Genomic DNA, 26,119 nt, shown 5'->3' with positions numbered 1-26,119 from the left:
CCCGATCAGGTAAAACGGCCCCGGTCTTCGGCCGGCACCCGCCGTCGCTGATCGATGATGCGGCCCAGTTCCTGCAACAGCAGCGGCTTGGCCGTCACCAGATCCTCGATGTGCTCGCGGTCGATGACCACCGCGGTCACTTCCTGCAGGGCGCGCGCGTCGAACTGACTGGGCTGGCGGGTCAGCGTGGTGACGCCGAGGAACCCGCCCTGGCGCAGCGTGGTGTCCGGCACGGCCGGATCTGCGGCGGTGAGCCGGACTGTGCCGTCGGTCAGGAATGTCATGGCGGTCGGCACCTGACCGGCCCGCTGCAGCGGTTCGTCGCCGGCGTAGCGGACCATCCGGGCGTGCGGCACCAGAGCCTGCTGGTCGGCGTCGGTCAGCCGCAGCACCGGCGCCACGACCATGCGCAGCGCCTCGGCGACGCGCTCGGGTGTGCCGAAGTCGTCGTCGGCGTCGTCGAGGTGCAGTCCCTCCCGGCGGGAGGCGTACCACAACCACCGCAGGAAGGTGGCCTGCACCGCGCTGTCGTCGCGCGGGGAGTCCACCGCGATCGTGGTGCGGTACTGGCCGCCACCCAGGGCCGCCGAATCCGCCGCTCCGATGCTCAGCGGCAGTTCGTCGGCAACGCGCGACAGCAGTGCACATACCCGGTCCGGCGGGTCGCCCACGGCGAACGTCGTGGTGATCGACACCCGGTGCTCGCCGCCCGAACGGCTGATATTGGTGAATGAAGTGGCCGCCAGCACGGAGTTGGGTGTGACCTGCAGCCCCTCAGCCGTGCTGATGTGCACAGCGCGCCAGTTCACCTCGACGACGCGGCCGCGCGCGGCGGGCGTGGACAACCAGTCCCCGATCCGGAACGGCTGCTCGAAGAGCATGAACAGGCCGGAGACGATCTGGCCGACCGAGTTCTGCAGCATCAGGCCGATGACCACCGACGTCACGCCCAGCGCGGTGAACAGCCCGCCGATCTTGGCCCCCCAGACCAGCGACAGCGTCAGGGCCAGCCCCGCACCGATCAGCAGGAACCGGGCCACATCGATGAAAATGGTCGGTATCCGGCCTCGCCAGGAACTTGTGGGGGCGCTCTGGAAGACCGTGACGTCGAGCACCGAGAGCACCAGGACCAGCAGCACCAGGCCGAACGCGGTGTAGATGACCCGTAACGTCGGATCCTGTTCCGGTACCCCGGCCACATTCGCCAGCAGCACCAGCAGCGCGGCCAGCGGCAGCAGATAGTTGCGGGCCAGCGCCACGGGCCGGGCCAAAAAGCTGTCTCTTCGGGCCAGAGCCCCATGCCATTCGGTGAGCAGGATCAGGCCCGCGGGGAAGCCGATGCCGACCCCGATCGCCCAATACAGCCACGGACCGAAGACGTTCACGTCGCCGCCGACAATCTCCAGATCCGCTGCCCGCCATCACCGCTGCCCTCCAGCACGAACTCCTCGGTGTCGCCGAGCATGTCACGCACCGCGGCGGTCACGAAGATCCCGGATTCCGGTGTTTGCCTGCGCAGCTGGTAGGCGTCGTTGACTGCCGATCCCCACAGGTCGTAGGTGACGCCGGAGCGGCCCACCAGGCCACTGACGACCTCCCCGGAGGTGACGCCGGCCCAGAGGCTCAGCCGGTAACCGGATTCGATGGCGAACCGATCCACGATGCGCTGCATCTCGCAGGCGAATTCGACGATGCGGTGCACACCGTCCAGCCGGGGGGTGGTCAGCCCGCAGCCGGCGAGATAGCCGTTGTACATGGTCCGGATTCGCTCGACGCCAACGGCTTCGGCCGCGGCATCGAACTGCCGCACCAGGTCGTCGACGATCGTCACCAGCTCGCTCGCACCGACCTCGGCGGACAACTGCTCGATACCCTGCAACTCGGCGTAGACGATGCTGACGTTGTGATGCTCGTCGGCGATGGCCTGCTCACCGCCACGGTAACGCCGCACCAGGGGTTCGGGCATCAGCGACAACATGAGTTCGTCGTTCTGCCTGCGCTGGGCGGTGAGCATCTCCTCCTTGGTACGCAGGCTGTGGCTCATGTCGTTGAACGCCCTGGTCAGATCTCCGATCTCATCTGCCGTCCGGACCGGCACCACGGCACTGTAATCACCGGCGCTGATCCGCTGTGCGGCTTCCTGCAGCCGCCGGATCGGTCGCAGCAGAAGCCGGGCGAACACCATCGCCAGCACACAGATGGCGAAGATGACCGCGGTGGTCGCCAGCACCACTCTCCTGCTGAACGCGGTCACAGCGGAGTACGCCTCGGAATACTCCCGCGTCGCCAGGATCGACCACTGCAGGTCGGAATTGGGCACCGTCAGCGGCGCGTAGGCGGTCAACTCCCGGTTCCCCAGATAGTCGTATCCGGCGGTGAGCGTGCCGGTCTGGCCCCGGTGGGCGGCCTGCAATCCCGGACCCCCGACGGGTTGGACGATGGTGGTGGTCCCCAGTCGCAGCGCGCGGTCCACCGTCGACTCCGAGGTCCCCGCTGCCACCGCCTCCCGGCGGTACCGGTCGGGGTCCTCGAGGAACATGCGGGAATCCGAACGCATCAGATCATCCGGACCGGCCAGGTAGGTCTCGGTCGTATGCCCCAGCCCGGCGGCTTCCCAGTCGCGGTCGGCGGTCATGATCCGGGAGATCTTGGCACTGGGCAGGGCCAGGGCCAGCACGCCCTCGACGGTGCCGTTGGTACCGACCGGCGACACCAGCCAGGCGATGGGTTCGTCCAGGGCGGGCTGGTACTGCTGGAAATCGGTGATCCACACGAAGTTGACCGCGTTGGCGCCCAGCGCTTTGCGGTAGGCCTCGCGCAACCCGGACTCGCGGTAGGGGCCGGTGAGCACGTTGGTGCCCAGGTCCACGCCCTTGTTGACCGAGTAGACCACGTTGCCCCGGGAGTCCAGCAGTAAGGCGTCGCGGTAGGCGTTGAGTTCGACGACTTCGGAGAACGCCTCGTTGAATTGGGCGTTCGCCGCCGACCAGGCACTGCCGTCGCCGGCGTCGGCGGGTTTCGTCGCGTCCCCGGCGAATCGTGCGGTGTAGTGCGCCTGCAGGTAACGCTGTGCGTTGGAGCCGGGCAGCAGCGCCGGGACGTCGGCCTGCTCGCCGGTCCGCTGCGCCAGCGCCTTGGTGAAGTCGTCCCGATAGTGGGCCACGATGGCGCGTTGCTGCTCGGGAGTGACCACGGCGCTGGCGAGTTCGTCGAACCCCGCGGTGAACGCCTTGAGCGCGGTGGCCGCCGTCGCTCCCCCGCTGAACAGCACCAGCGAATCGGTCATGTCGGCGAACAACGCCGTGACCGCGCGGCGCTGCGACTCCCGGGCCTGCACCAGCATTTTGGTAGCCGCGTGCTGCAGTTGCGTTGCGCCATACTGAAGCTCGACGAACCCAACCACGGCGACCGAGCCGATGCTGGTCAGCAGCAAGATGATCACCAGCTTCGTCTTGATACTCAGCCTGGCCGCCAGGCGCCGGTACAGGCGCTGTTCGGTGGCCGTGGCCGGTGTCGACGGTGCCGAGTCCACGCAGCGGCTCCCTTCCCGGTTGTCGAATGGCATCTCACCCTAGGGGATGCCCGGCATGACGCGGCTGCAAATGCGAAGCTGGATCTCATGGCGGCGGCGCGCGTGTGTGTGGTGGGCAGTGTCAACACCGACACCGTGTTCCGCGTTGCCGCCCTGCCCCGTCCGGGCGAGACGGTGCTGGCCGAGATGCCGCGCACCTACCCCGGCGGCAAGGGCGCCAATCAGGCGGTGGCAGCGGCGCGGGCCGGGGCACGGGTGCAGTTCGTGGGCGCGGTCGGCGACGACGACGCCGGACTGCGACTGCGCGGGCACCTGCGCGACAACGGGGTGGGAACCGGCGGGCTGCGGACGCTGCCGGAACCCAGTGGCGCAGCATTCATCACCGTCGATCCGGCCGGGGAGAACACCGTGGTGGTGGCGCCCGGCGCCAACGGCTCGTGGGCGCTGGATTCCGGCCAGCGCAACCTGATCGCCGACTGCGAGGTGCTGTTGCTGCAGTTGGAGATTCCGCTGGCGGTGGCGGCCGCGGCCGCCGGGCTGGCCCGCACGGGCGGGGCGACGGTGATCCTCAACGTGTCTCCCCCGCCCGCCGACTCGGCCGAGCTGACCCGGCTGGCCGCCCTGACCGATGTCGCCGTGGTCAACGAGTCGGAGTCCGCGCAGCTGCATCACCGGGTTCCGCACCGGGTGGTCACCCTCGGCGCCCGGGGGGCCCGTTACCGCGGACTCCAGGGCGCCATCAGCGCTGCCCCGCCGGTGGTGCGGCCGGTCGACACCACCGGCGCGGGCGACGTCTTCGCGGGCGTGCTGGCCGCCGGGTGGCCCGGCGGCGTCGAGCATGCGCTGCGCCGTGCGTGCGTGGCGGGGGCGCTGGCGACCCTGGTGCCCGGTGCCGGGGACTGCGCGCCGAGTGCGGATGCCATCACCGCGGCACTGCCGGGTTGAACCCTCGCCCTACCCCTGCGGGATGTCGCGTTCGATCGCGTCGAGCCAGACCTGCGCCGACATGTCCGACGGAGCCCGCCAGTCACCCCTCGGCGACAACGCTCCGCCATGGGACACCTTGGGCCCGTTGGGCAGTGCGGACCGCTTGAACTGGCTGAAGGAATAGAACCGCTGGGCGAACACCTTCAGCCAACGGCGGATCTCCGCCAGCGAGTACGCCTGCCGTTTGTCCGCGGGGTAACCCGGGGGCCAGGAGCCGCCCTCGACGTCATGCCAGGCGTGCCACGCCAGGAAGGCGATCTTGTCCGGCGGGAATCCGAAACGCAGCACCGAGAACAAGGCGAAGTCCTGCAGCGCATAGGGCCCCACGGTGTCCTCGCTGCGCTGGATCTCCTCCCCCTCGCCGGCCGGGACCAGCTCCGGACTGATCTCGGTGTTGAGCACCGACGCCAGCACCGCGCACACGTCGGCGTCGAACTCGCCCGCGTTGATCACCCAGCGAATCAGGTGCTGGATCAGCGTTTTCGGCACTCCGCCGTTAACGTTGTAGTGCGACATCTGATCGCCCACCCCGTAGGTGGACCAGCCCAGCGCCAGCTCCGACAGGTCACCGGTGCCCAGCACGATGCCGCCGTTCTGGTTGGCGATCCGGAACAGGTAATCGGTGCGCAGCCCCGCCTGCACATTCTCGAAGGTGACGTCGTAGACCGCTTCCCCCCGGGCGAACGGGTGCTCAAGCTCGCGCAGCATCAGTGACGCGGTCTCGCGAATGTCGATCTCCGCGAAGGTCACCCCCAGCGCCTTGCTCAGGGCGGCGGCGTTGGCCTTGGTGCGTTCCCCGGTGGCGAAACCGGGCAGCGTGAAGGCCAGGATGTCGCTGCGCGGCCGGTTCTGCCGGTCCATCGCGCGCGCGGCGACGATCAGGGCGTGCGTGGAGTCCAACCCACCCGACACCCCCAGGACCACCTTGGGATGACCGAGTGCGCGCAGTCGCTGCTCCAGGCCCGACACCTGAATGTTGTAGGCCTCGTAGCAATCCTGCTGCAGCCGCTGGGGATTCGCGGGAACGAACGGGAACCGCTCGACCACCCGGCGCAGGCCGATGTCGCCGGCGGGCGGCTCCAGCCGGAACTCAACGGTGCGGAACTGCCGCACCGCCTCGGGCTGCTGGCGGCGGTTGTCGTCGAAGGTCCCCATGCGCAACCGCTCGGCCCGCAGCAGCCCGAGGTCCACATCGGCGACCGACCGGCGCGCTCCGCTGGGGAACCGCTCGGTATCGGCCAGCAGGTTGCCGTTCTCCCAGATCATCGTCTGGCCGTCCCAGGCCAGATCGGTGGTCGACTCGCCCTCTCCGGCGGCGGCATAGACGTAGGCGGCCAGGCATCGCGCCGACGCCGACCTGGCCAGCAGGCGGCGGTCATCGGCCCGGCCGACGGTGATGGGACTGCCGGACAGGTTGACCAGGACCGTCGCTCCGGCCAGGGCGGCCTGCGCGCTGGGCGGGACCGGGACGAACATGTCCTCGCACACCTCGGCGTGCACCACGAAACCCGGCAGATCGGTGGCGGCGAACAGCAGGTCGGGCCCGAACGGCACCGGCACCCCGCCCAGTTGCACCGTGCCGCGCTCACCGGCGCCGGCCGCCATCTGGCGGCTCTCGTAGAACTCCCGATACGTCGGCAGGTAGGACTTGGGTGCCACCCCGAGGATGCGCCCGCGGTGGATCACGACCGCGGTGTTGTAGACGCGGTGGGTGTAGCGCAGCGGTGCGCCCACCACCAGCACCGGCAGCAGCTGCGCCGACTCGGCGACGATCTGCAGCAGTGCCGCCTCGACGGCGTCGAGCAGCGTGTCCTGCAGCAGGATGTCGTCGATGGAGTACCCCGACAGGGTGAGCTCGGGGAACACGGCCAGGGCGACACCGTCGTCATGGCAGTCGCGGGCCAGCCGTAGCACCGAGGCGGCATTGGCAGCCGGTTCGGCCAGCGTGGTGTGGTGGGTGCACGCGGCGACCCGCGCGAACCCGTGCCGGTAGGCGTTGTAGAAGGCTCCAGAAGAGTTCATCGCCTGTCATTGTCGCCCCCGTTGTGTCGATTCGCAGCTTTCGGGTATCTCCAGGGCCATGACCGATACCGCATTGGTGGTCGTCGACATGCTCAACAGCTATCGGCACCCCGACGCCGAGCCCCTGGCAGCCAACGTCGCCACGATGGTGCATTCCCTGGCCGAACTGGTCGAACATGCCCGGGCCACCGACGCGGTCGACCTGATCTACGTCAACGACAACTACGGTGACTTCACCGGCGGATTCGCCGATATCGTCGCCTCGGCGCTGGACGGCGCCCGCCCGGACCTGGTCCGCCCGCTGGTGCCGCAGCGCGGCGACCAGACGATGACCAAGGTGCGGCACAGCGCGTTCTACGCCAGCCCGCTGGAGTATCTGCTGGGCCGGCTGGGCGCCCGGCGGCTGATCCTGACCGGCCAGGTCACCGAACAGTGCATCCTCTATACGGCACTGGACGCCTATGTCCGGCACCTGCCGGTGGTGATCCCCGTTGACGCGATCGCGCACATCGATGCGGAACTGGGTGCGGCGGCGTGCGAGATGATGCGCCGCAACATGGGGGTCGAGGAGTCCAGCACCGCCGAACTGATCGGTGAGATTTCGTCGCGTTAAATCGGCGTCAGTCGCCCACAATCGCGCCCGAAATCCGGCACTATGCTCGGGTGGCGAAGCAGCGACTCACTCCCGACCAGCGCAATTCCTTCCTCGCAGCGGTGCTGGGCTGGTCGATGGACGCCTTCGACTATTTCATCGTGGTGTTCGTCTACGCCGACATCGCCAAGACCTTCGGCCACACCAAGACCGAGGTCGCGTTTCTGACCACCGCCACCCTGATGATGCGCCCGCTGGGCGCGCTGCTGTTCGGCCTGTGGGCCGACCGGGTCGGCAGGCGGATACCGCTGATGGTCAACGTGATCTTCTACTCGACGGTGGGATTCCTGTGCGCCTTCGCGCCCACCTTCACCGTGCTGGTGATTCTGCGCCTGCTGTACGGAATCGGGATGGGCGGCGAGTGGGGGCTCGGCGCGGCGCTGGCCATGGAGAAGATCCCCCCGGAGCGGCGCGGGTTCTTCTCCGGGTTGTTGCAGGAGGGGTATCTGTTCGGCTACCTGGCAGCCACCTTGGCCTCGCTGCTGGTCAACGACGTCCTGGGACTGTCCTGGCGCTGGCTGTTCGGGCTTTCCATCCTGCCGGCGTTGGTGAGTCTGCTGATTCGCTACCGGGTGACCGAGTCCGAGGTGTGGCAGGCCACCCAAGACCGGATGCGGTTGACCAGCACCAAGATCCGTGACGTCTTCACCGAAGGCAAGGTGCTGCGCCGGTTCTGCTATCTGGTCCTGCTGATGACCGCGTTCAACTGGATGAGCCACGGCACCCACGACATCTACCCGACCTTTCTGACGTCGGCCGACGGCGCGGGCCTGTCCCACGTCACGGCCAAGTGGATCGCGGTGATCTACAACATCGGCGGGATCATCGGCGGGCTGTTCTTCGGCTCGCTGTCGCAACGAGTGGGCCGGCGCCACGCGATCATCTTTGCCGCGGTGATGGGTTTGCCGATCGTGCCGCTGTTCGCCTTGTCGCAGACCGCGGGCATGCTGTGCCTCGGCTCCTTCCTGATCCAGATCTGCGTGCAGGGCGCCTGGGGTGTCATCCCGGCACACCTGACCGAGATGTCGCCCGATGCGATCCGCGGCTTCTATCCCGGGGTGACCTACCAGCTGGGCAATCTGTTCGCGGCGTTCAACCTTCCGATCCAGGAGCACATCGCGGCCAGCCGCGGCTATCCCTTCGCCCTGGTCGTCACCCTGGTGCCGACGCTGATCGCCGTCATCGTGCTCACCGCGATCGGCAAGGACGCCACCGGCCGGCGATTCGGGCAGCCGGCGGTCTCAGCCAACTCAGAAGGTGCAGGGCATAGCCCGGATCCCGTGGATGAAGCTGCCCGCTAGGTACTCCGGCTCACCGGCCTCGATGTTCGGCAGCTGCACAAGCAGCTCGCCGAATATGGCCCGCAGCTGGGCCCGCGCCACATGGGTTCCCAGGCAGTAGTGCTGGCCGCCACCGCCGAAGCCCACGTGCGGATTCGGGTCGCGGCTCAGGTCCAGGCGATCCGGCTGGTCGAACACCTGCTCATCCCGGTTACCCGAGGAGTAGAACATCGCCACCTTGTCACCGGCCCGAATCGTCTGGCCGCCCAGCTCGTAATCGGTTGCCGCGGTGCGCCGGAAGGTCATCACCGGCGTGGCGTAGCGGACGAACTCCTCGACGGCGGTCCCGATCCGACGGTCGAAGTCCGCCAGCAGCCACCGGCGTTGGTCGGGGAAATCGGTGAGCGCCCGCAGGGCGTGACTGGTGGCCTGGCGGGTGGTGTCGTTGCCGGCCACCGCCAGCAGCACGAAGTAGGCCGACACTTCGGCGTCGGTGAGCCGATCGCCGTCGACCTCGGCGTTGACCAGGCCGCTGAACAGATCGTCGCCGGGCGACTCCCGGCGCTGCGCGGCCAGTGCGCCGGCGACCTGGTGCAGGTACATGATGTTTTCACCCATCACCGCCAGCGGGTCGCGCCCGGCGAGAAACACCGGGTCGTTGGTGGACACCAACGCATCGGCGGCGTGGGCCACCTGCTCGCGCTCGGAGTCCGGGACGCCGACCATGTCGGCCAGCGTGCGCAGCGGCAGTTCCTTGGCGCAGTGCTCGACGAAGTCGGCTCCGCTGCCGGCGGCGGTGAGTTCTTCGACGATCGCCTTGGCGTTCGCCTTGATCGAGTCCTCGATGCGCCTGATCTGTCGGGGCGTGAATGCCGCCGTGGCCAGCTTGCGCAACTTCGTGTGCCGGGGCGGGTCCATGGCCAGGAAGGACTGCGTGGTCTCCAGCGTCTCTTCGGGAAAGTTCTCGAACATGACGCCCTTGCCCGACACGAACACATCGTTGGCGCGACTCACCGTGACGATGTCGGCGTGGCGGGTGATCGCCCAGAAGCCGGGATCGTCGGGATCGTTGAGCATGGCGTCCTCGACCGGCGGATGCCAGCTCACCGGACGCTCGGCGCGCAGGGCGGCGAAGGATCGCTCCCGATGCGCGGCGGTGGCAGACCAGAACGCGCGGGAGGACAGGTCCACGTTGTCGTAGGTGCGTGCGGCGGGCGGTGCGGTCACGAGGCCTCCTGGGGATATGACCCCGGTCACAGCGGGATTCTCCGACGATAGGTCTAGACATCTTGTCTAGTCAAGGCGTCTTTTCCTCGGTAACCTCGGCGTTGTGGCTTCTGTGACCCGCAAGCCTCCCGGCGGCCGGCAACAGCGGCGCCAGGACATCGAGCGCCGCCTGCTCGACGCCACCGAACGGCTGATGGGCGCCGGCGCCAGTTTCACCGAGCTCAGCGTGGACCGGTTGGCCACTGCGGCCGGCATCTCACGCGCCAGCTTCTACATCTACTTCGAGGACAAGGGCCACCTGCTGCGCCGGCTGGCCGGTCAGGTCTTCGGCGACCTCGCCTCGAGCGCACAGCGATGGTGGGACGTGGCGCACCGCCATGATCCAGCCGATGTCGGCGCGGCGATGGCCGCCATCATCGCCAGCTATCGGCGCCATCAACCGCTGCTCATCGCGCTGAACGAAATGGCCGCCTACGACCCGCTGGTGGGCAACACCTACCGAGAGCTGCTGACGTCGATCGCCGGCCGGCTGACCGGGGTCATCGAAGCCGGCCAGGCCGACGGCGCCATTCGCCGCGCGCTACCGGCCGCCGCCACCGCCAGTGCGCTGACCTGGATGGTGGAGCGGGTCTGCCAGCAGGACCTGCCGTCCCGGGACCCGCAGCACGACGCCGAGATCGCCCGGACGATCACCGAAATCGTATGGGGCGCATTGTATCTGACACCGGCACAGTAGTACCCGACTAGTTCGCGACGGGACGGGCCCAGGCCGAGCGATCGTAGGAGTTCTCGATCTTCCGGCGCCGCCTTTCCCGCCGGGCCGGCGACAGCGCACCCAGAGCGCAGGCCGGCGGCCGGCGCGTCGGGGCCATGACGTAGGTGACATTGCCGCGGCGGGTACGGAGGTTGTCGGGGCTGTCGATATCGACGCGGAAGTAGTTGTTGTGGATCGTCACCAGGCCCGCCAGGGCGTTGACGACGGCCACGGCGGGGACCTGCGCGGCCGGGAGGTTGGGAAAGTCGGCCATGCCGTCGTACTGCCGGCACAGATCGGTCACCGGGTATCGGGTGTCCGGCGGAACCCCGACGCCGCCGTAATCGGGCAGGGTCATGAACGTGACCAGCTTGGGGTCGGCCCGATAGATGCCGTGGAACGGCTGTTCCGGGTTGGCCAGCAGCACAAACGACACCTTGTCGGTGGGCACCGGCGATGCCGGCCCCCGCTCGCGCAGCCATTTGCAGGCGACCTGGGCCCCCATGCTCACCCCGTAGACCAGCACGTCGTCGGCATCGGGCGCGGCGGCGAAGTGGCCGGTCAGCATCTCGTCGAGGGCGGCAGCGCCGCGCTGCACCGCCCGTACCGCAGGGACGTAGCGCAGGCCGTCGCGGTAGGCGTTGGGGTAGGCGACGCGACGGATGGTCTTGCCCCTGGTGACCGCGCCGCGGCACATGAACCGCAAAAAGCCGCTCCAACCCGCGCCGTCGATGGTGAATACCGTGCTCATGGCCGGTACCTACAGCGCCACCAGATCGTCGGCGTGGACCACCGGGCGCCGCGCATCGGGTGCCAGGTCGGCGGTGGAACGGCCGATCATGGCGTCCAGCTCCGCGGCGTCGTAGCCGACAACGCCGCGAGCGACCACCGAACCGTCCGGGCCGCACAGTTCGACGACGTCGCCGCCGTAGAACCTGCCCGACACCGCGACGATGCCGGCGGGCAACAGCGACCGGCGGCGCGCCAGCACCGCCTCGACCGCCCCGGCGTCCAGCGTCAGCAGCCCGGCCGCGTCGGCGGCGTGCCGCACCCAGAATTTGCGTGCCGAAAGCCGCTGAGCCCGGGGGGCGAAGACGGTGCCGACCGATGCCTCCGACAGCGCCGCAGCGGCATCGTCGGCCGCGGCCAGCAGTACCGGCACGCCTGCGTCGGCGGCCAGCAGCGCCGACGACAGCTTCGAGACCATGCCGCCGGTGCCCAGGTGACTGCCTTCGCTGGCGACCACGCCGGCGAGGTCGTCGGGTCCGGACACCTCCGGGACCAGTCGGGCCGGGCCCTTACGCGGATCGGAGTCGTAGAGGCCGTCGATGTCGGAGAGCAGCACCAGCGCGTCGGCGCCGACCAGATGCGCCACCAGGGCGGACAACCGGTCATTGTCGCCGAAGCGAATCTCGTTGGTGGCCACCGTGTCGTTCTCGTTGACGATGGCCACCGCGTGCAAAGCGCGCAGCCGGTCCAGGGTGCGCGCGGCGTTGGTGTGCGACACCCGCATCGAGACATCCTGGGCGGTCAGCAGCACCTGCCCGACGGTGCGGCCGAATCGGCCGAAGGCGGCACTCCAGGCGTTGACCAGCGCCACCTGGCCCACGCTGGCCGCGGCCTGCTTGGTCGCCAGGTCGGTGGGCCGCCGGCTCAACCCGAGTGGGTCCAGGCCGGCGGCGATGGCCCCCGAGGACACGATCACCACGTCCGAGCCGGCCTTCATCCGAGCCTCGATGGCCTCGGCGAGTCCCGCCAGCCGGGCCGCGTCGAACCTGCCGTTGTCGGTGGTCAGCGCGGTGGTGCCGATCTTGACCACCACACTGCGCGCAGTCCGGACCGCCTCGCGCGCATCCGAGGGCACGCGGCTCATGAATCCTCCGAGTGCTCGCGCCGTTGCTTGCGCGCGACCTTGCGCTCGGCGGCCCCCACGCGGTCGGTGCGTTCCAGCCTGCTGTCGGTACCCCGGCCCGACAGCGTGACGTCCACCCCCGCCGGTGTGGCCGGCTCCCAGTCGAAGGTCATGTCCCCGATGGTCACCGCACACCCCGGGCGGGCGCCCAGCCGCAGCAGCTCTTCCTCGACCCCGAGCCGGGCCAGCCGGTCGCCCAGGTAGCCGACCGCCTCGTCGTTGTCGAAGTTGGTCTGGTGCACCCAGCGCTCGGGACGGGTGCCCCGCACGACGAAGCCACCGTCGCCGTCGGGTTCGACACTGAAGCCGGTCTCCCCCGCGACCACCGGGCGGATCACCGGCCGGCGCGCCACCGGCTCCGGTTGCGCGGCGCGGTAGTCGCGCACCATCTCGGCCAGTGCAAACGTCAACGGCCGCAGGCCAACCCGGCTCACCGTGGAGACCATGAACACCGGCCAGCCGCGCTCGGCCACGATGTCGTCGCGGACGAACTCCGCCATCTCGAGCGCCTCAGGCACGTCGATCTTGTTGAGCACCACCGCCCGCGGCCGATCGATCAGATCGCCGAGCACCGAATCCCCCTGCATGGTGGGGGTGTAGGCGGCGAGTTCGGCCTCGATCGCCTCGATGTCGGACAGCGGATCCCGACCGGGCTCGGCAGTCGCGCAGTCCACGACGTGCACCAGCACCGCGCAGCGTTCGATGTGCCGCAGAAAATCCAAACCCAGGCCGCGCCCGGTGGAGGCACCCGGGATAAGGCCGGGGACATCGGCGACGGTGTAGGTGTCCTCACCGGCCGAGACCACGCCCAGGTTCGGCGCCAGGGTGGTGAAGGGATAGTCGGCGATCTTCGGCTTTGCCGCCGAGATCACCGATACCAGCGCGGATTTGCCCGCGGAGGGGAACCCGATCAGGCCGACGTCGGCGACGGTCTTGAGTTCCAGGGTGAGGTCGCGGGTTTCGCCCTTCTCCCCCAACAGCGCGAAGCCGGGCGCCTTGCGGGCCCGCGACACCAGAGCGGCGTTGCCCAGCCCGCCACGCCCGCCGGCCGCCGCCTCGAAACGCGCGCCCGCGCCCACCAGGTCGGCCAGCAGACGGCCGTGTTCGTCGAGGACGACGGTGCCGTCGGGAACCTTGATTTCCAGGTCCGCGCCGGCGGCGCCGACCTTGTTGTTGCCCTGTCCCTGCTTGCCGGACGCCGCGGAGATGTGCGGCCGGAAGTGAAAGTCCAGCAGCGTGTGCACGCCGGGATCGACGACCAGCACGACGCTGCCGCCGCGGCCGCCGTTTCCACCGTCGGGGCCGCCGAGCGGCTTGAACTTCTCCCGGTGGATCGACGCGCAGCCGTTGCCCCCGTCGCCGGCGCGCACATGGATGACAACGCGGTCGACGAACCGGGACATGGCGTTACTACCTATCCGGCGCGCGAAGGCGCCCAATCACGCCCGGCGACTAGTCGCGGGCGACAGGCACGATGTTGACGGTCTTGCGGCCGCGCTTCAGCCCGAACTCGACCGAACCGGGTGCCGTGGCGAACAGGGTGTCGTCGCCGCCGCGCCCGACGTTGATGCCGGGGTGGAAGTGGGTGCCGCGCTGACGGACCAGGATCTCGCCGGCCTTGACGACCTGGCCGCCGAACCGCTTGACGCCGAGCCGCTGGGCATTGGAGTCGCGCCCGTTACGTGAGCTGGAAGCGCCCTTCTTGTGTGCCATGTGGTTGTCTCCTGCTCAGTGTTATCTGTTCTTCGCCGGACGGCTCATCACGCGATTCCGGTGACCTTGAGCACGGTCAGCTGCTGACGGTGCCCCTGCCGCTTGTGGTAGCCGGTCTTGTTCTTGAACTTGTGGATGCGGATCTTGGGACCCTTGGTGTGCTCGAGCACCTCACCGGTGACCGATACCTTCGCCAGCTTGGCCGCGTCGGTGGTGACGGTCGCACCGTCCACGACCAGCGCGACCGGCAGCGAGACCGACGATCCCGGCTCGGACTCGATCTTCTCGACCTTGAGCACGTCACCAACGGCAACCTTGTACTGCTTGCCGCCGGTCTTGACGATTGCGTACGTCGCCATCGTTGGTTTCTACCTCTGCTTCTCGGGCGCGCACGCCATCGGGACTTGCGCAGGTGTCTGGGGTTCTGTCCGCCGAGCTGTGGTTATTCCCGCCTGGCGACAACTGGTCAAGGGTACGTGACCAGCGTCTAAGGGGTCAAACCGGCACGACGTTACATCGGTGGCCCCGCTGGCCGGGCTGCCGCACGCCGCCGACGCGGACGCTCGACCACCGCCACCTCGGGCTCCTCGAAGTCCGACTCGTCGGAATCCTCGTCATCGTCGTCGTCGTCGTCGTCATCGTCGTCGTCATCCTCGGAGTCGTCGTCATCGTCGTCATCGTCGTCGTCGTCGGAGTCGTCGTCGGAGTCGTCGTCGGAGTCGTCGTCTTCGTCGGAGTCGTCGTCCTCGTCGGCGTCATCGGACTCGTCGGCGTCATCGATGACGTCCAGGTCCTCGTCGAAGTCCTCGTCGTCATCGTCGTCGAGATCGACTTCGTCATCGTCGTCGGACTCGTCATCGTCGGACTCGTCGTCGGCGACATCGTCGACCAGGTCCTCGGCCGTCTCATCGCCATCCTCGGCCACGGCCTCGGCGTCCGGCTCCACGTGCACCGCGGCGGCCTCGCCATCGACAGCGAGCTCGTCGCCCTCGACCTGCACGGCGACGTCCACCGCCAGCTCATCGGCGCCGGGTTCGGCACCGTCCTCGTCCGGCGCGTCCTCATGCCGGTCGCTGGCCGCAGCCATCGCCTTGAACATCGGATGGTCACCGGGGGTGTGCACCGGGACCTTGGCGACTGCCGGTTCGTCGACTTTCGGCTTCTTCGAGCGCTTGCTGCGGCGGCTGCTGGCGGTACCCGGCTCGGACTTGCGTCCCGGTGCGGCCGAGTCCACCGGGTCGGCGTGCAGCACGATGCCACGCCCGGCGCAGTGCTGACACGACGTCGAGAACGCCTCGATGAGCCCGGTGCCCAAGCGCTTGCGGGTCAGCTGGACCAGGCCCAGCGACGTCACCTCGGAGACCTGGTGGCGGGTTCGGTCGCGGCCCAGCGCCTCGGTCAGACGGCGCAGCACCAAATCCCGGTTGGACTCCAGCACCATGTCGATGAAGTCGATGACGATGATGCCGCCGATGTCCCGGAGGCGAAGCTGCCGCACGATCTCCTCGGCGGCCTCCAAGTTGTTCTTGGTCACCGTCTCCTCGAGGTTGCCCCCGGAGCCGGTGAACTTGCCGGTGTTGACGTCGACCACCGTCATCGCCTCGGTCCGGTCGATCACCAGCGTGCCGCCCGAGGGCAGCCAGACCTTACGGTCCAGCGCCTTGGCCAGCTGTTCGTCGATCCGGTGCACAGCGAACACGTCCGGACCGGGCTGACCGTCCGGGCCGGTGGGCGGCTGATAGCGGGTCAGCTTGGGCACCAGTTCGGGGGCGACCGAACCCACATAGTCGTTGATCGTGTCCCAGGCCGCGTCACCGGAGACCACCAGTTCGGTGAAGTCCTCGTTGAACAGATCCCGGATCACCTTGACCAGGACGTCGGGCTCCTCGTAGAGCGCCACGGCGGCACCGGCCGCTTTCTGCTTGACCTCGGCGGCGGTGGCCTCGATCTGAGTCCAGCGCTCTTGCAGGCGCTCGACGTCGGCCCGGATGTCGGCTTCCTTGACCCCCTCGGAGGCGGTGCGAATGATCACGCCGGCGTCGGCGGGCACCACCTCGCGCAGGATCTCCTTGAGCCGCTGACGCTCGGTGTCGGGCAGCTTGCGGCTGATACCGGTCGACGACGCACCCGGGACATAGACCAGGTAGCGGCCGGCCAGCGAGATCTGGGTGGTCAGGCGGGCGCCCTTGTGCCCGATGGGGTCTTTGCTGACCTGCACGACGACGTAGTCGCCGGGCTTGAGCGCCTGCTCGATCTTGCGGTTGGCGCCCCCGAGCCCGGCGGCTTCCCAGTTCACCTCGCCGGCGTAGAGCACGCCGTTGCGGCCGCGCCCGATGTCGACGAAGGCGGCCTCCATCGACGGCAGCACATTCTGCACAATGCCCAGGTAGACGTTGCCCACCAAGGAGGTCGACGCCGCAGAGGTCACGAAATGTTCGACCATCACGCCGTCTTCGAGCACAGCGATCTGGGTGTATCGGGCACCGGGATGCGGCGGCTCGGTCCGGACCCGGTCGCGCACCACCATCCGGCGCTCCACCGCCTCGCGGCGGGCCAGGAACTCGGCTTCGCTCAGGATCGGCGGGCGGCGGCGCCCGGCGTCGCGGCCGTCGCGGCGACGCTGCCGCTTGGCCTCCAGCCGTGTCGAGCCGGTGATGCCCTGGATCTCGTCGTCGCCGGTACCCCGCTCACTCTTGGCGGCCCGGCCGTTCTTGGCACGCGGGGCGCGTTCGTGCACGACGGTGTTGGGCGGGTCGTCGGAGGAGCTGGTGTCCTCTTCCTCGCCCGTTCCCGCCTTGCGACGACGGCGACGCCGGCGACGGCGGCTGCCGGCTTCCTCGGCCGAGCCGCCGTCCTCCTCCTCGGTGGCGTCCTCGGCGTCCCCGGACTCCTCCGCCTCCACGGCGGGGTCCTCGTCGTCGTTGTCGTCCTCGGCGTCCTCGGCGACCGCGCCCTCGGACCCGCGGCCCCTGCCGCGACCCCGGCGACCACGGCGGCGGCGCCGGTTGGCGGGCCGGTCGCCGCTGTCGTCCTCAGCGTCGGCCTCAGCACCACCGAGGTCCTCGTCGTCGTCCTCGTCCTCGTCATCGTCGTCGCGCAGCACGGTGCGCTCGAAGGCAACGGGCTGCGGCGCGACGAACAGCGGCATGTAGTCGGCGCGGACGGTCACCGGTTCGGCAGCGGTCTCCAGCAGCAGCCGGGACTCGGGCTCGTCTGGAACGTCGTCGGGCGCCTCGGCCTGCCCGGCCTGCTGGAACAGGCCGGCAGACGCGGGTTCGGCGGCCGCACCCAAAAGGTCGCGGACCCGTACGGCCTCGACCCGGTCCACGCTGGAGTGGGCGCTGCGCGTCCGGCCGTCCAGCTCGGTCAATGCCTCCAGCACCCGGCGGCTGGTGGTGCCGAGCACCCGCGCCAGCGAGTGCACGCGCAGGCGATCGGGCAAGTCCTCATGCTCGGTCGGCGGTCCCGACGGTGCGGATTCCGTGCCTCTAAAAAGGGAGGGATCTACCACGTACGTCTCCTCAAGCCCCCGGGCGCGTCGTTGCGACGCGGCCACGCGAGGACTTCTCGTTATGGGCCCGACTCACTATCCCGGGCTTGTGGTGGTCTCGCTCCGAGGGGCTCTGGTTGAACCGACTCGGTGCCTGGCTGAATGACGACCGGCGATCGGCGCCGCATCACGTATCGCGACCGTCGCACTCGCCGAAATCTTCATTCGGGTGTCGGAAACCGGTCCGGTCACGTTCACCCGTTAGCCAGTATCCCACACAACCCACAGGCGCCGGACAAAAGGCGCTAACTGGCGTGGTCAGGCCAGTGTCATCGGCGACGTCGGCGCCGACGGCTTCAGGTCGGGGAACCACAGTGCGATTTCCCGCTCGGCGGACTCCGGCGAGTCCGAGCCGTGTACCAGGTTGTACTGGGTCTCCAGGCCGAAATCGCCCCGAATGGTGCCCGGGGTGGCCTTGGCCACCGGGTCGGTGCCACCGGCGAGCTGCCGGAACGCCTCGATCGCGCGCGGGCCCTCTACCACGGCGGCGACCACGGGTCCCGAGGTGATGAAGTCCAGCAGCGACGCGAAGAACGCCTTGCCGTCGTGTTCGGCGTAGTGCTGCCGGGCCACCGCCTGCTGCACCGGCCGCAGCTCCAGGGCCGCCAACGTCAGGCCCTTCTTCTCGATCCGGCTGATGATCTCGCCCACCAGCCGCCGGTTCACACCGTCCGGCTTGATCAGTACCAAAGTCCGCTCAGTCATGAAGCGCCGCTCCTCATCCCTCGCCCCGCCCTGCATCGTCGCCAGCGGCACGGCCGACAGCGTACCGGCCCGAAGGCCGGATGACCTCACGAGCGTCGCATGACCACGGCACGGAAGTAGGCGATCAGCACCCACACCGCGGTGAACACCAGGCCCATCACCCCCACGCCGGGGTAGACCACAAATCCGGCCACCAGCACCGCTTGCAGTGCCAGATTGGCCCAGATCGCCCAACTCCGGCCCTGGATGCCGGCGAACGCCAGCAGCACCAGCGCCAGGCCGAGCAGGTAGGCCAGCGAGAACGGGGTCAGGCCGCCCCCGACGACGCTGACCACCGGCAGGGCCAGCAGCACCGTGATGGCCTCCAGGATCAGCGTCGCGGACATCACGCCGCGAAAGCCCCGCCACGGGTCGGGAGCGTCTGGACGCTGGGTCATGTGGGCCGCCTTCTCCTCGTCGCTGCGCTGCACCTCGTCGTCTCCGGTCATGCCGGGTCCTTGCCGAACAGCGAACGCGCGGCGCCGGCGGTGACCACCGAGCCGGTGATCACGATCCCGGCCCCCGACCCGCCCTGCTCCGCCGAGTCGAATTCGTCGACCAAAGCGGTGGCGGCGTCGATCGCGTCCTCGAGCGTTTCGGTGGTGACCACCCGGTCGTCACCGAACCACCGCGCTGCTGCCACGGTAAGCCGCTCGACATCCAACGCCCGCTCGGAACCGTTGTGCGTCACCACAATCCGATCGCACACCGGCTCCAGCGCCGCCAGTATGCCGTCCACGTCCTTGTCCCGCATCACGCTGACCACACCGACGAGATAGCGGAAGTCGAAATCGTCGGTCAGGGCCTGGGCCAGCACGGCGGCCCCGGCCGGGTTGTGGGCCGCATCGATGAAGACGGTGGGCGAGCTGCGCATCCGCTCCAGGCGGCCGGGGCTGCGCACCGCCGCGAAGCCCGCCCGGACCGTCTCGACGTCGAGTTGACGGTCGGCGCCGGCACCGAAGAATGCCTCCACCGCCGCCAGCGCCAGCACGGCGTTGTGGGCCTGGTGCTCGCCGTGCAGCGGCAGAAAGATCTCGGAGTACACCCCGCCGAGGCCCTGCAGTTCCAGCACCTGCCCGCCGACCGCGAGTTGACGGCTGCGTACCGCGAACTCGGAGTTCTCCCGTGCCACGGCGGCATCCGCGCGCACCGACTCGGCGAGCAGCACCTCCATCGCCTCGGGCGTCTGACGGGCGATCACCGCCACGGTGTCGGTCAGTTCGTCCGGCGAGCGGTGAATGATGCCGGCCTTCTCGGCTGCTATCCCGGCGATGTCCGCACCGAGGTAGTCGACGTGGTCGATGCCGATCGGGGTGATGACGGCCACCGGGGCCTGCACCACGTTGGTGGCGTCCCAGCGACCGCCCATGCCGACCTCGACCACCGCGACGTCGACCGGTGCGTCGGCGAAGGCCGCGAACGCCATGCCGGTCAGCACCTCGAACTTGCTCATGGCCGGTCCCCCGTCAGCTTGGGAGGACGCGTCGACCATCTGAACGAAGGGCTCGATCTCGGTGTAGGTCTGCACGTATCGTGCCGGGCTGATCGGCTCGCCGTCGATGGCGATGCGCTCGACCGCCGACTGCAGGTGCGGGCTGGTGGTGCGCCCGGTACGGCGGGAGAAGGCGGTCAGCAACGCATCGATCATCCGCGCCACCGAGGTCTTGCCGTTGGTCCCGGCGACGTGAATGGCCGGATAACTGCGCTGCGGGGAGCCGAGCAGGTCCAGCAGCGCGTTGATCCGGGCCAGGCTCGGCTCGATCTGGGTTTCGCCCCACCGCTGATCGAGAAGGTGTTCCACCTGCAGCAAGGCCGCGATCTCGTCCGGTGTCGGTTCGGAGCCGGCGGCCGGTTCGGGGTTCATGCCAGGGCCGCGAGACGTGCGGTGATCCGGTCCACCTCGTCGCGGGCCAGCTGCTGGCGGCCCCGGATCTTGTCGACCACCGCCTCGGGCGCCTTGGCCAAGAACGCCTCGTTGCCCAGCTTCGCCGACGTGGCCTCGAGTTCCTTGTGGGCGGCGGCCAGATCCTTCTCCAGCCGCCGGCGCTCGGCGACGACGTCGACGGTTCCGGAGGTGTCGAGTTCGACCACGACCGTGCTGGTCTTGGCGCCGGCACCGAGCCGCACCTCGACGGTGGCCGACGGCGTGAATCCCTCGCCGGGCTCGGTCAGCCAGGCCTGGGAGGCCACCGCGGCCACCTGGGAAGCCAGGTCGGCGTCGTCGATACCGGTCAGCCGGGCCGGCACCTTCTGCCGGTCCCGCAGGCCCTGGTCGCTGCGGAATCGGCGCACCTCGGTCACCAGCTTCTGCATGTCGGCGATCCGCTGCGCGGCAACCTGGTCCACGGCGATTCCCGACGGCACCGGCCAGTCCGCGACGACCAGCGACTCCGCGCCGGTGAGTTCCTGCCACAGCGTTTCGGTGACGAACGGGATCACCGGGTGCAACAGCCGCAACAGCGTGTCGAGCACCGCCGCCAACACCGCGGTGGTGTGTGCAAGCCCTTGTCCCAGCTGGGTTTTGGCCAGCTCGACGTACCAGTCGCAGAATTCGTCCCAGGCGAAGTGGTACAGCGCCTCACATGCCCGCCCGAACTCGTAGGCGTCGAACGCCGAATCGACTTCAGCGCGAACCTCCTCCAGCCGCCCGAGAATCCACCGGTCGGCGTCGGTCAGTTCCTCGATCGCCGGCAACGGTGCCGGGGCGGCGCCGTTGAGCAGGGCGAAGCGGGTGGCGTTGAACAGCTTGGTGACGAAGTTGCGGGAGGCGCGGGCGTGGTCCTCCCCGATCGACAGGTCGCTACCGGGACTCGACCCGCGCGCCAGGGTGAACCGCAGGGCGTCGGCGCCGAACTTCTCCACCCAGTCCAGCGGGTCGATCCCGTTGCCGCGGGATTTGCTCATCTTGCGGCCGTGCTCGTCGCGGATCAGGCCGTGCAGGAACACGTCGCGGAACGGAACATCGGCGTCGGGCAGTGCGGCGTCGCCGCCGACGAAGGTGCCGAACATCATCATCCGCGCCACCCAGAAGAACAGGATGTCGTAGCCGGTCACCAGGACGCTGGTCGGGTAGAACTTCTTCAGCTCCGGCGTGGCGTCCGGCCAGCCCAGCGTGGAGAACGGCCACAACGCCGAGGAGAACCAGGTGTCGAGCACGTCGGGGTCCTGCTCCCAGCCCTCCGGCGGGGTCTCGTCCGGCCCGACGCAGACCTTCTCGCCGTTCGGCCCGTGCCAGATCGGGATCCGATGTCCCCACCACAGCTGCCGGGAGATGCACCAGTCGTGCATGTCGTCGACCCAGGCGAACCAGCGCGGCTCCAGGCTCTTGGGATGGATGACGGTGTCGCCGTCGCGGACCGCATCCCCGGCGGCCTTGGCCAGCGAGGAGACGTCGACCCACCACTGCATGGACAGCCGGGGCTCGATGACTTCGCCGCTGCGCTCGGAATGCCCGACGCTGTGCAGGTAGGGCCGCTTCTCGGCGACGATGCGGCCTTGCGCTGCCAGTGCTTCGCGCACCGCGACGCGCGCCTCGAAGCGGTCCATGCCGTCGAACTGGGTGCCGGTGCCGGTGATCCGGGCGCGTTCGTCGAGGATCGTCGGCATGTCGAGCTGATGGCGCAGCCCGATCTCGAAGTCGTTGGGATCGTGGGCGGGGGTGACTTTGACCGCACCGGTGCCGAATTCCGGGTCGACGTGGGTGTCGGCGACCACCACGATCTCGCGATCGGCGAAGGGGTGCGCCAACGTGGTGCCCACCAGGTCGCGGTAACGGTCGTCGTCGGGGTGCACCGCGATCGCGGTGTCGCCGAGCATGGTCTCCAGCCGGGTGGTGGCCACCACGATGTGCGGCTCGGAGTCGTTCATCGAGCCGTACCGGAACGACACCAGCTCGCCCTCGATGTCCTCGTATTTGACCTCGAGGTCGCTGATCGCGGTCTGCAGGACGGGCGACCAGTTGACCAGCCGTTCCGCCTGGTAGATCAGCCCGGCGTCGTAGAGCCGCTTGAAGATGGTGCGGACCGCCCGCGACAGGCCCTCGTCCATGGTGAACCGTTCGCGGCTCCAGTCCACGCCGTCGCCGAGCCGGCGCATCTGGCCCCCGATGGTGCCGCCGGACTCCCGCTTCCAGTCCCACACCTTGTCGACGAACAGTTCGCGGCCGAAGTCTTCTTTGGTCTTACCGTCGACCGCGAGCTGGCGTTCCACCACGCTCTGGGTGGCGATGCCGGCGTGGTCCATGCCCGGCAGCCACAGCACCTCGTAGCCCTGCATCCGCTTACGCCGGGTCAGCACGTCCATCAGGGTGTGGTCGAGCGCGTGGCCCATGTGCAGGCTGCCGGTGACGTTGGGCGGCGGCAGCACGATCGAATAGCCGGGTTTGTCGCTGGTGGGGTCCGCGGTGAAGTAACCGGCGTCCACCCAACGCTGGTAGATCGCGCCCTCGACCGCGCCCGGCTCCCAGGACTTGGGCAGGTTGGCGTCGGCGGCGTTGGAGGTGTCAGTCACCGGTCAATTCTAGGAACGACCGGCGGGCCATCCCCGCCGAGGGAGGTGTCGTCGAGAAAAGCCCCCGGATCAGCACTGATCCGGGGGCTTGACGCGATGCGCTGGTGGGCTACTTCTTGCCGCCCAGCAGGCCGCCGAGGATGTCGCCGATGGCGCCGCCGGTCTTGCCGCCGAGCATGTTGCCCAGGATGCTGCCCATCGACTGGTTCTTGGCGTTGCCGCCCCCGGCCAGTCCGCCCAGGATGCCGCCCAGCACATCGCCGAGGCCGCCACCGGAGGCCTGCTCCTGGGCCGGCTCGGCCTTCTGGCCGCTCAGCTGCTTGCCGATGTAGGCCAGCACGATGGGCGTGATGATCGGCAGCAGCTTCTGCAGCAGGTCGCTGTTTCCCGCGCCGGCACCCGAAAGCGCCGAAGCCACCTGGCTGGTGTCGTTGCCGCCGAAGAGGGTGGAGACCACCTGTTGGCCTTGGGCCTGGCTGGCGCCCAGGGCGTTGTCCAGCAGGCCCTGGGAGGCGAAGGTGGCGGCGGTGTTGACGATGCTGTCGGCCTCCCCGGGTTCCTGAGCCTTTTGGCTCAGCCCGCCGACAAGCACCGGCACCAAGGTGTGAATAGCGCTGTCCACGTCGGCCGAGTCGGCGCCGAGCTGGTTGGCAATGTCCTGAACTGGGATCGAAGCGAAGAGGTCGTCGAGGCCGGCCATAAGAGTTTCCACCTCCGTTGCTGGGTGCTGCCGGGGGCAGCGGTCGAAATCGACACTAGCCCAAACACCGGCGGCCGACACCGGCAAATTCCGGCCGCGATCAGCGCAGCCGGGTAACCGTCAGCGTCACTCCGGCCGCGGGCAGTCGCTCCAGCAGCACGTCGCCCATGGCAGCCGCCGGGGTGAGCACGCCGTAGCGGTCGGGCAGTGCGTCGCGGTCCAGTGCCAGGGCCAACCCGCTCTCCCCCAACATCACCGAGGTGGCCTGGTAGCCGGGGTCGCCGCGCTGCGCCATGTCCGCCCGGTAGCGGGCGCCGCTGCTGGTGGTCGTGTAGGTCTCCAGGCAGTAGAAGCCGTTCTCCCGAACGCTGCGGCTGGGACCGGTTCCCGGCTTGGGCAACACCCGCTCCAGCAGGCCGGCCGGCAGCAGCCGGAAGAGTTGGCCGCCCAGGTCGATGGTCACCTTGCCGATGCCGGTCACCAACCCCGACAGCACCGGCGCCGCGGCCGACGAGCCGCAACTCATGTGCTCGGCGTAGCGGAAGCGCCGACCGTAGGCCCAGTCCAACAGGCCGTTGCTGCGCCGCACGACCCGCGTGTTGTAGGGCGCCATGGCAAAGCCGGCGGTCCAGATACCGTTCAGCTCCGGCGCGATGTCACGACCCCGTCGCCAGGACAGGTCCGGCTCGGGGCCCAGCTGCGGCTCGGCGGGCCGATCAGAGCTGAGCGTGTAGGGATCCAACAGCTGGCGCCGGGCCTCCGGGTCGTTGGCAGCGGTCGTCAGCACTTCGATCATCGACGCCAGGGTGCCGCCGGATGCCCCGCCGGAGAAGCCCCGCACCACCAGGTCGGTGGCCAGCAGCTCGCCGGTGCCGTCCTCGCGGGCGGCCCGGTAGAGGGCGTACACGCTCATATCCGAGGGGATGGAGTCAAAGCCGCAGGCGTGCACGATGCGGGCCCCGTTGTCGGCGGCCTGCTTGTGGTACAGGTCGATGCTCTGCCGCACGAACATCGCCTCGCCGGTGAGGTCGACGTAATCGGTGCCCGCCGCCGCGCATGCGGCGACCAGGGGCAATCCGTAGCGGGTGTAGGGGCCGACGGTGGTGATCACCACCCGGGTGCGCTGCGCCATCGCCTCCAGCGATGCGGGCCGGTCGGCGTCGGCCACCACCAGCGGCCAGTCCTGGGCAGCCGCGCCCAGTTCGGCGCGGACCCTGCGCAACCGCTCCTCGGAGCGGCCCGCCAGCCCGATCCGGGCGGCACCGCCGGCGCGGGCGAGGTATTGCGCGGTCAGCTTTCCGGCGAAACCGGTCGCTCCGTAGAGGATGATGTCGAGCTCGCGTGGCGTGTCTGGCACCCGCCCGACGTTACTCGCCGCCTGGAAAGCCGGTTGCGACGGCGACGGCGCCGGGCTGCTCGCCCGGCGCCGTCGTCACCATCGGTGGTCAGCCGCGACGGCCGCAGACCGGCCACGCGCCGATGCCCTGGCTGCGCAGAACGTTCTCGGCAACCCGGATCTGCTCGGCACGACTGGCGGTGTGCGGCATACCGGTGCCGCCGTTGGCGCGCCAGGTGCCGGGGTTGAACTGCAGTCCGCCGTAGTAGCCGTTGCCGGTGTTGATCGACCAGTTGCCGCCCGACTCGCAGGCCGCGATGGCGTCCCAGTTGACGCTGTCCGCCTTGGCGGTGGCGTCGGACAGGGCGACCGCGCCGGTGATCATGGCTCCGGCGATCGCGGCCATGGTGAGGGGCTTGCGGACGTTCTTCAACTTCGTTCCTTTCGCGGCGCGCACTCCGAAGCTCACGAAAGACGGCCCGGATTCCGGGCGAGGGTGGTCTTCGAGACGTGCCGTCTAGGTCAGGCACGACAGCAGGGGCAACCGGGCAGGCCGGGAGGCACCCGGCGCCCGCGGGAGGCGTTGCATCGGCCGCCCGCCTCCCCCGCTCGCACGCGTTTGGAGGGATTCAATTTGTTTGCCTCACATGAGGGCGAAGGGAACTTACGAAATGTCAGGACGCCGCGTCGAATTGCATGGCGCGAATATTTCGGTCCGATAACGAAACAATCACCCTGACATCACCGTGGGTTTAAGCAGGTCAGGGCGAATTCACCCGGACCGCACCAGCGCTGGCACGCCGACGGGATTCGTGAGTCAGATCACGGTGATTTTGTGGCCCAGACCACGGCAAATGCGCCTATTGGGGCCGTTCGAACGGCCGTCCGCGGGCGCAGCAGCGCCCCCACAGGGGTCTCAGCAGCATCTTTGGCCCCAAAAGGCACAGGTCATCGAGTCGGTACCGCTCGGCCGGCCATCACGCTGCTCGGCGCACCACCGCACTGGGCGCGTGCGTTGCGGCGTGCGGTTTCCCCCCGCCCCCGCCGCTGCGCCGCCATTTTTGCCGCGCCGTCCATCGGGTGTGTGAATCAGGTTGCACCGCAAGGTGATTCCGGCACGCACGACCACCTCGACAAAGCCCCGATCCGGTACCACCCAATAGTCGTTGTATATCGGTCGGATAATTCGGCGGTAACCCCC

At 69.0% G+C, this 26,119-nt stretch carries 21 protein-coding genes; 4 read left to right on the top strand and 17 right to left on the bottom strand.

Annotated elements, in window-relative coordinates; all coding sequences use genetic code 11:
- Positions 1-5: 5 nt before the first annotated feature.
- The gene (locus AWC02_RS15900) at positions 6-1,385 is read right to left on the bottom strand and encodes a mechanosensitive ion channel domain-containing protein (protein ID WP_085129690.1); all 1,380 of its coding nucleotides are present in this window, start codon (positions 1,383-1,385) and stop codon (positions 6-8) included.
- Entirely contained in the window at positions 1,382-3,565 is a 2,184-nt protein-coding gene (locus tag AWC02_RS15895; protein ID WP_085129689.1) for an adenylate/guanylate cyclase domain-containing protein, read from the bottom strand. Before AWC02_RS15895 ends, AWC02_RS15900 begins: the two co-directional genes overlap by 4 nt.
- Positions 3,566-3,619: 54 nt before the next feature.
- On the opposite strand from AWC02_RS15895, the gene AWC02_RS15890 reads away from it, so the two are divergent.
- On the top strand, positions 3,620-4,477 hold the full coding sequence (locus AWC02_RS15890) for a ribokinase (RefSeq protein ID WP_085129688.1): 858 nt from the start codon (positions 3,620-3,622) through the stop codon (positions 4,475-4,477).
- A 9-nt stretch (positions 4,478-4,486) separates the two neighbouring features.
- Here AWC02_RS15890 and AWC02_RS15885 read toward each other — a convergent pair whose 3' ends face one another.
- Positions 4,487-6,541, bottom strand: a complete 2,055-nt coding sequence (locus AWC02_RS15885; protein ID WP_085129687.1) for an NAD(+) synthase — start codon at positions 6,539-6,541, stop codon at positions 4,487-4,489.
- Positions 6,542-6,599: 58 nt separating this feature from the next.
- Here AWC02_RS15885 and AWC02_RS15880 point away from each other — a divergent pair, with 58 nt between their 5' ends.
- A complete protein-coding gene (locus AWC02_RS15880; RefSeq protein WP_085129686.1) occupies positions 6,600-7,154 on the top strand; it encodes a cysteine hydrolase family protein in 555 nt (184 codons plus the stop codon).
- 50 nt (positions 7,155-7,204) lie between these two features.
- Positions 7,205-8,494, top strand: a complete 1,290-nt coding sequence (locus tag AWC02_RS15875) for an MFS transporter (protein WP_237160500.1) — start codon at positions 7,205-7,207, stop codon at positions 8,492-8,494.
- Here AWC02_RS15875 and AWC02_RS15870 read toward each other — a convergent pair.
- The gene (locus AWC02_RS15870; RefSeq protein ID WP_085129684.1) at positions 8,444-9,700 is read right to left on the bottom strand and encodes a cytochrome P450; all 1,257 of its coding nucleotides are present in this window, start codon (positions 9,698-9,700) and stop codon (positions 8,444-8,446) included. The two genes, AWC02_RS15875 and AWC02_RS15870, sit on opposite strands and share 51 nt — an antisense overlap.
- 103 nt (positions 9,701-9,803) lie before the next feature.
- Here AWC02_RS15870 and AWC02_RS15865 point away from each other — a divergent pair, with 103 nt between their 5' ends.
- Positions 9,804-10,436, top strand: coding sequence for a TetR/AcrR family transcriptional regulator (locus AWC02_RS15865; protein WP_085129683.1), 633 nt, complete (start codon positions 9,804-9,806; stop codon positions 10,434-10,436).
- A gap of 7 nt (positions 10,437-10,443) precedes the next feature.
- On the opposite strand, the gene AWC02_RS15860 is transcribed toward AWC02_RS15865, so the two are convergent.
- From AWC02_RS15860 to AWC02_RS15800, 13 genes are all read right to left on the bottom strand, one after another.
- Positions 10,444-11,205 carry a PE-PPE domain-containing protein gene (locus AWC02_RS15860; RefSeq protein ID WP_085129682.1) on the bottom strand — a complete coding sequence of 254 codons (762 nt, stop codon included), beginning with the start codon at positions 11,203-11,205 and terminating at the stop codon, positions 10,444-10,446.
- 9 nt (positions 11,206-11,214) lie between these two features.
- Complete coding sequence (gene proB / locus AWC02_RS15855; protein WP_085129681.1) at positions 11,215-12,327, bottom strand: glutamate 5-kinase; 1,113 nt, start codon at positions 12,325-12,327, stop codon at positions 11,215-11,217.
- Positions 12,324-13,769, bottom strand: a complete 1,446-nt coding sequence (gene obgE / locus AWC02_RS15850; protein WP_085129680.1) for a GTPase ObgE — start codon at positions 13,767-13,769, stop codon at positions 12,324-12,326. The genes proB and obgE overlap by 4 nt, the downstream gene beginning before the upstream one ends.
- A gap of 49 nt (positions 13,770-13,818) precedes the next feature.
- Positions 13,819-14,079 carry a 50S ribosomal protein L27 gene (rpmA, locus tag AWC02_RS15845; RefSeq protein ID WP_046318223.1) on the bottom strand — a complete coding sequence of 87 codons (261 nt, stop codon included), beginning with the start codon at positions 14,077-14,079 and terminating at the stop codon, positions 13,819-13,821.
- A 47-nt stretch (positions 14,080-14,126) separates the two neighbouring features.
- The gene (gene rplU, locus AWC02_RS15840) at positions 14,127-14,438 is read right to left on the bottom strand and encodes a 50S ribosomal protein L21 (RefSeq protein ID WP_085129679.1); all 312 of its coding nucleotides are present in this window, start codon (positions 14,436-14,438) and stop codon (positions 14,127-14,129) included.
- 152 nt (positions 14,439-14,590) lie between these two features.
- Entirely contained in the window at positions 14,591-17,521 is a 2,931-nt protein-coding gene (rne, locus tag AWC02_RS15835) for a ribonuclease E (RefSeq protein WP_237160499.1), read from the bottom strand.
- 366 nt (positions 17,522-17,887) lie between these two features.
- Positions 17,888-18,334, bottom strand: coding sequence for a nucleoside-diphosphate kinase (ndk, locus tag AWC02_RS15830; RefSeq protein ID WP_085129764.1), 447 nt, complete (start codon positions 18,332-18,334; stop codon positions 17,888-17,890).
- 86 nt (positions 18,335-18,420) lie between these two features.
- Positions 18,421-18,771 carry a DUF4233 domain-containing protein gene (locus AWC02_RS15825; RefSeq protein ID WP_085129763.1) on the bottom strand — a complete coding sequence of 117 codons (351 nt, stop codon included), beginning with the start codon at positions 18,769-18,771 and terminating at the stop codon, positions 18,421-18,423.
- A gap of 47 nt (positions 18,772-18,818) precedes the next feature.
- Positions 18,819-20,237, bottom strand: a complete 1,419-nt coding sequence (gene folC / locus AWC02_RS15820; RefSeq protein ID WP_085129677.1) for a bifunctional tetrahydrofolate synthase/dihydrofolate synthase — start codon at positions 20,235-20,237, stop codon at positions 18,819-18,821.
- Positions 20,234-22,882, bottom strand: coding sequence for a valine--tRNA ligase (locus AWC02_RS15815; protein WP_085129676.1), 2,649 nt, complete (start codon positions 22,880-22,882; stop codon positions 20,234-20,236). Before AWC02_RS15815 ends, folC begins: the two co-directional genes overlap by 4 nt.
- A 109-nt stretch (positions 22,883-22,991) precedes the next feature.
- Positions 22,992-23,582, bottom strand: coding sequence for a DUF937 domain-containing protein (locus AWC02_RS15810; protein WP_085129675.1), 591 nt, complete (start codon positions 23,580-23,582; stop codon positions 22,992-22,994).
- A 100-nt stretch (positions 23,583-23,682) separates the two neighbouring features.
- The gene (locus AWC02_RS15805; RefSeq protein WP_085129674.1) at positions 23,683-24,939 is read right to left on the bottom strand and encodes a saccharopine dehydrogenase family protein; all 1,257 of its coding nucleotides are present in this window, start codon (positions 24,937-24,939) and stop codon (positions 23,683-23,685) included.
- 88 nt (positions 24,940-25,027) lie between these two features.
- Positions 25,028-25,351, bottom strand: a complete 324-nt coding sequence (locus AWC02_RS15800) for a transglycosylase family protein (protein ID WP_109561046.1) — start codon at positions 25,349-25,351, stop codon at positions 25,028-25,030.
- Positions 25,352-26,119: the final 768 nt, after the last annotated feature.

The organism is Mycolicibacter engbaekii, assembly GCF_002101585.1.
GTDB lineage: Bacteria > Actinomycetota > Actinomycetes > Mycobacteriales > Mycobacteriaceae > Mycobacterium > Mycobacterium engbaekii.
The sequence above is the reverse complement of the archived record's forward strand: the minus strand, read 5'-3'. Positions and strand labels throughout refer to the sequence as shown.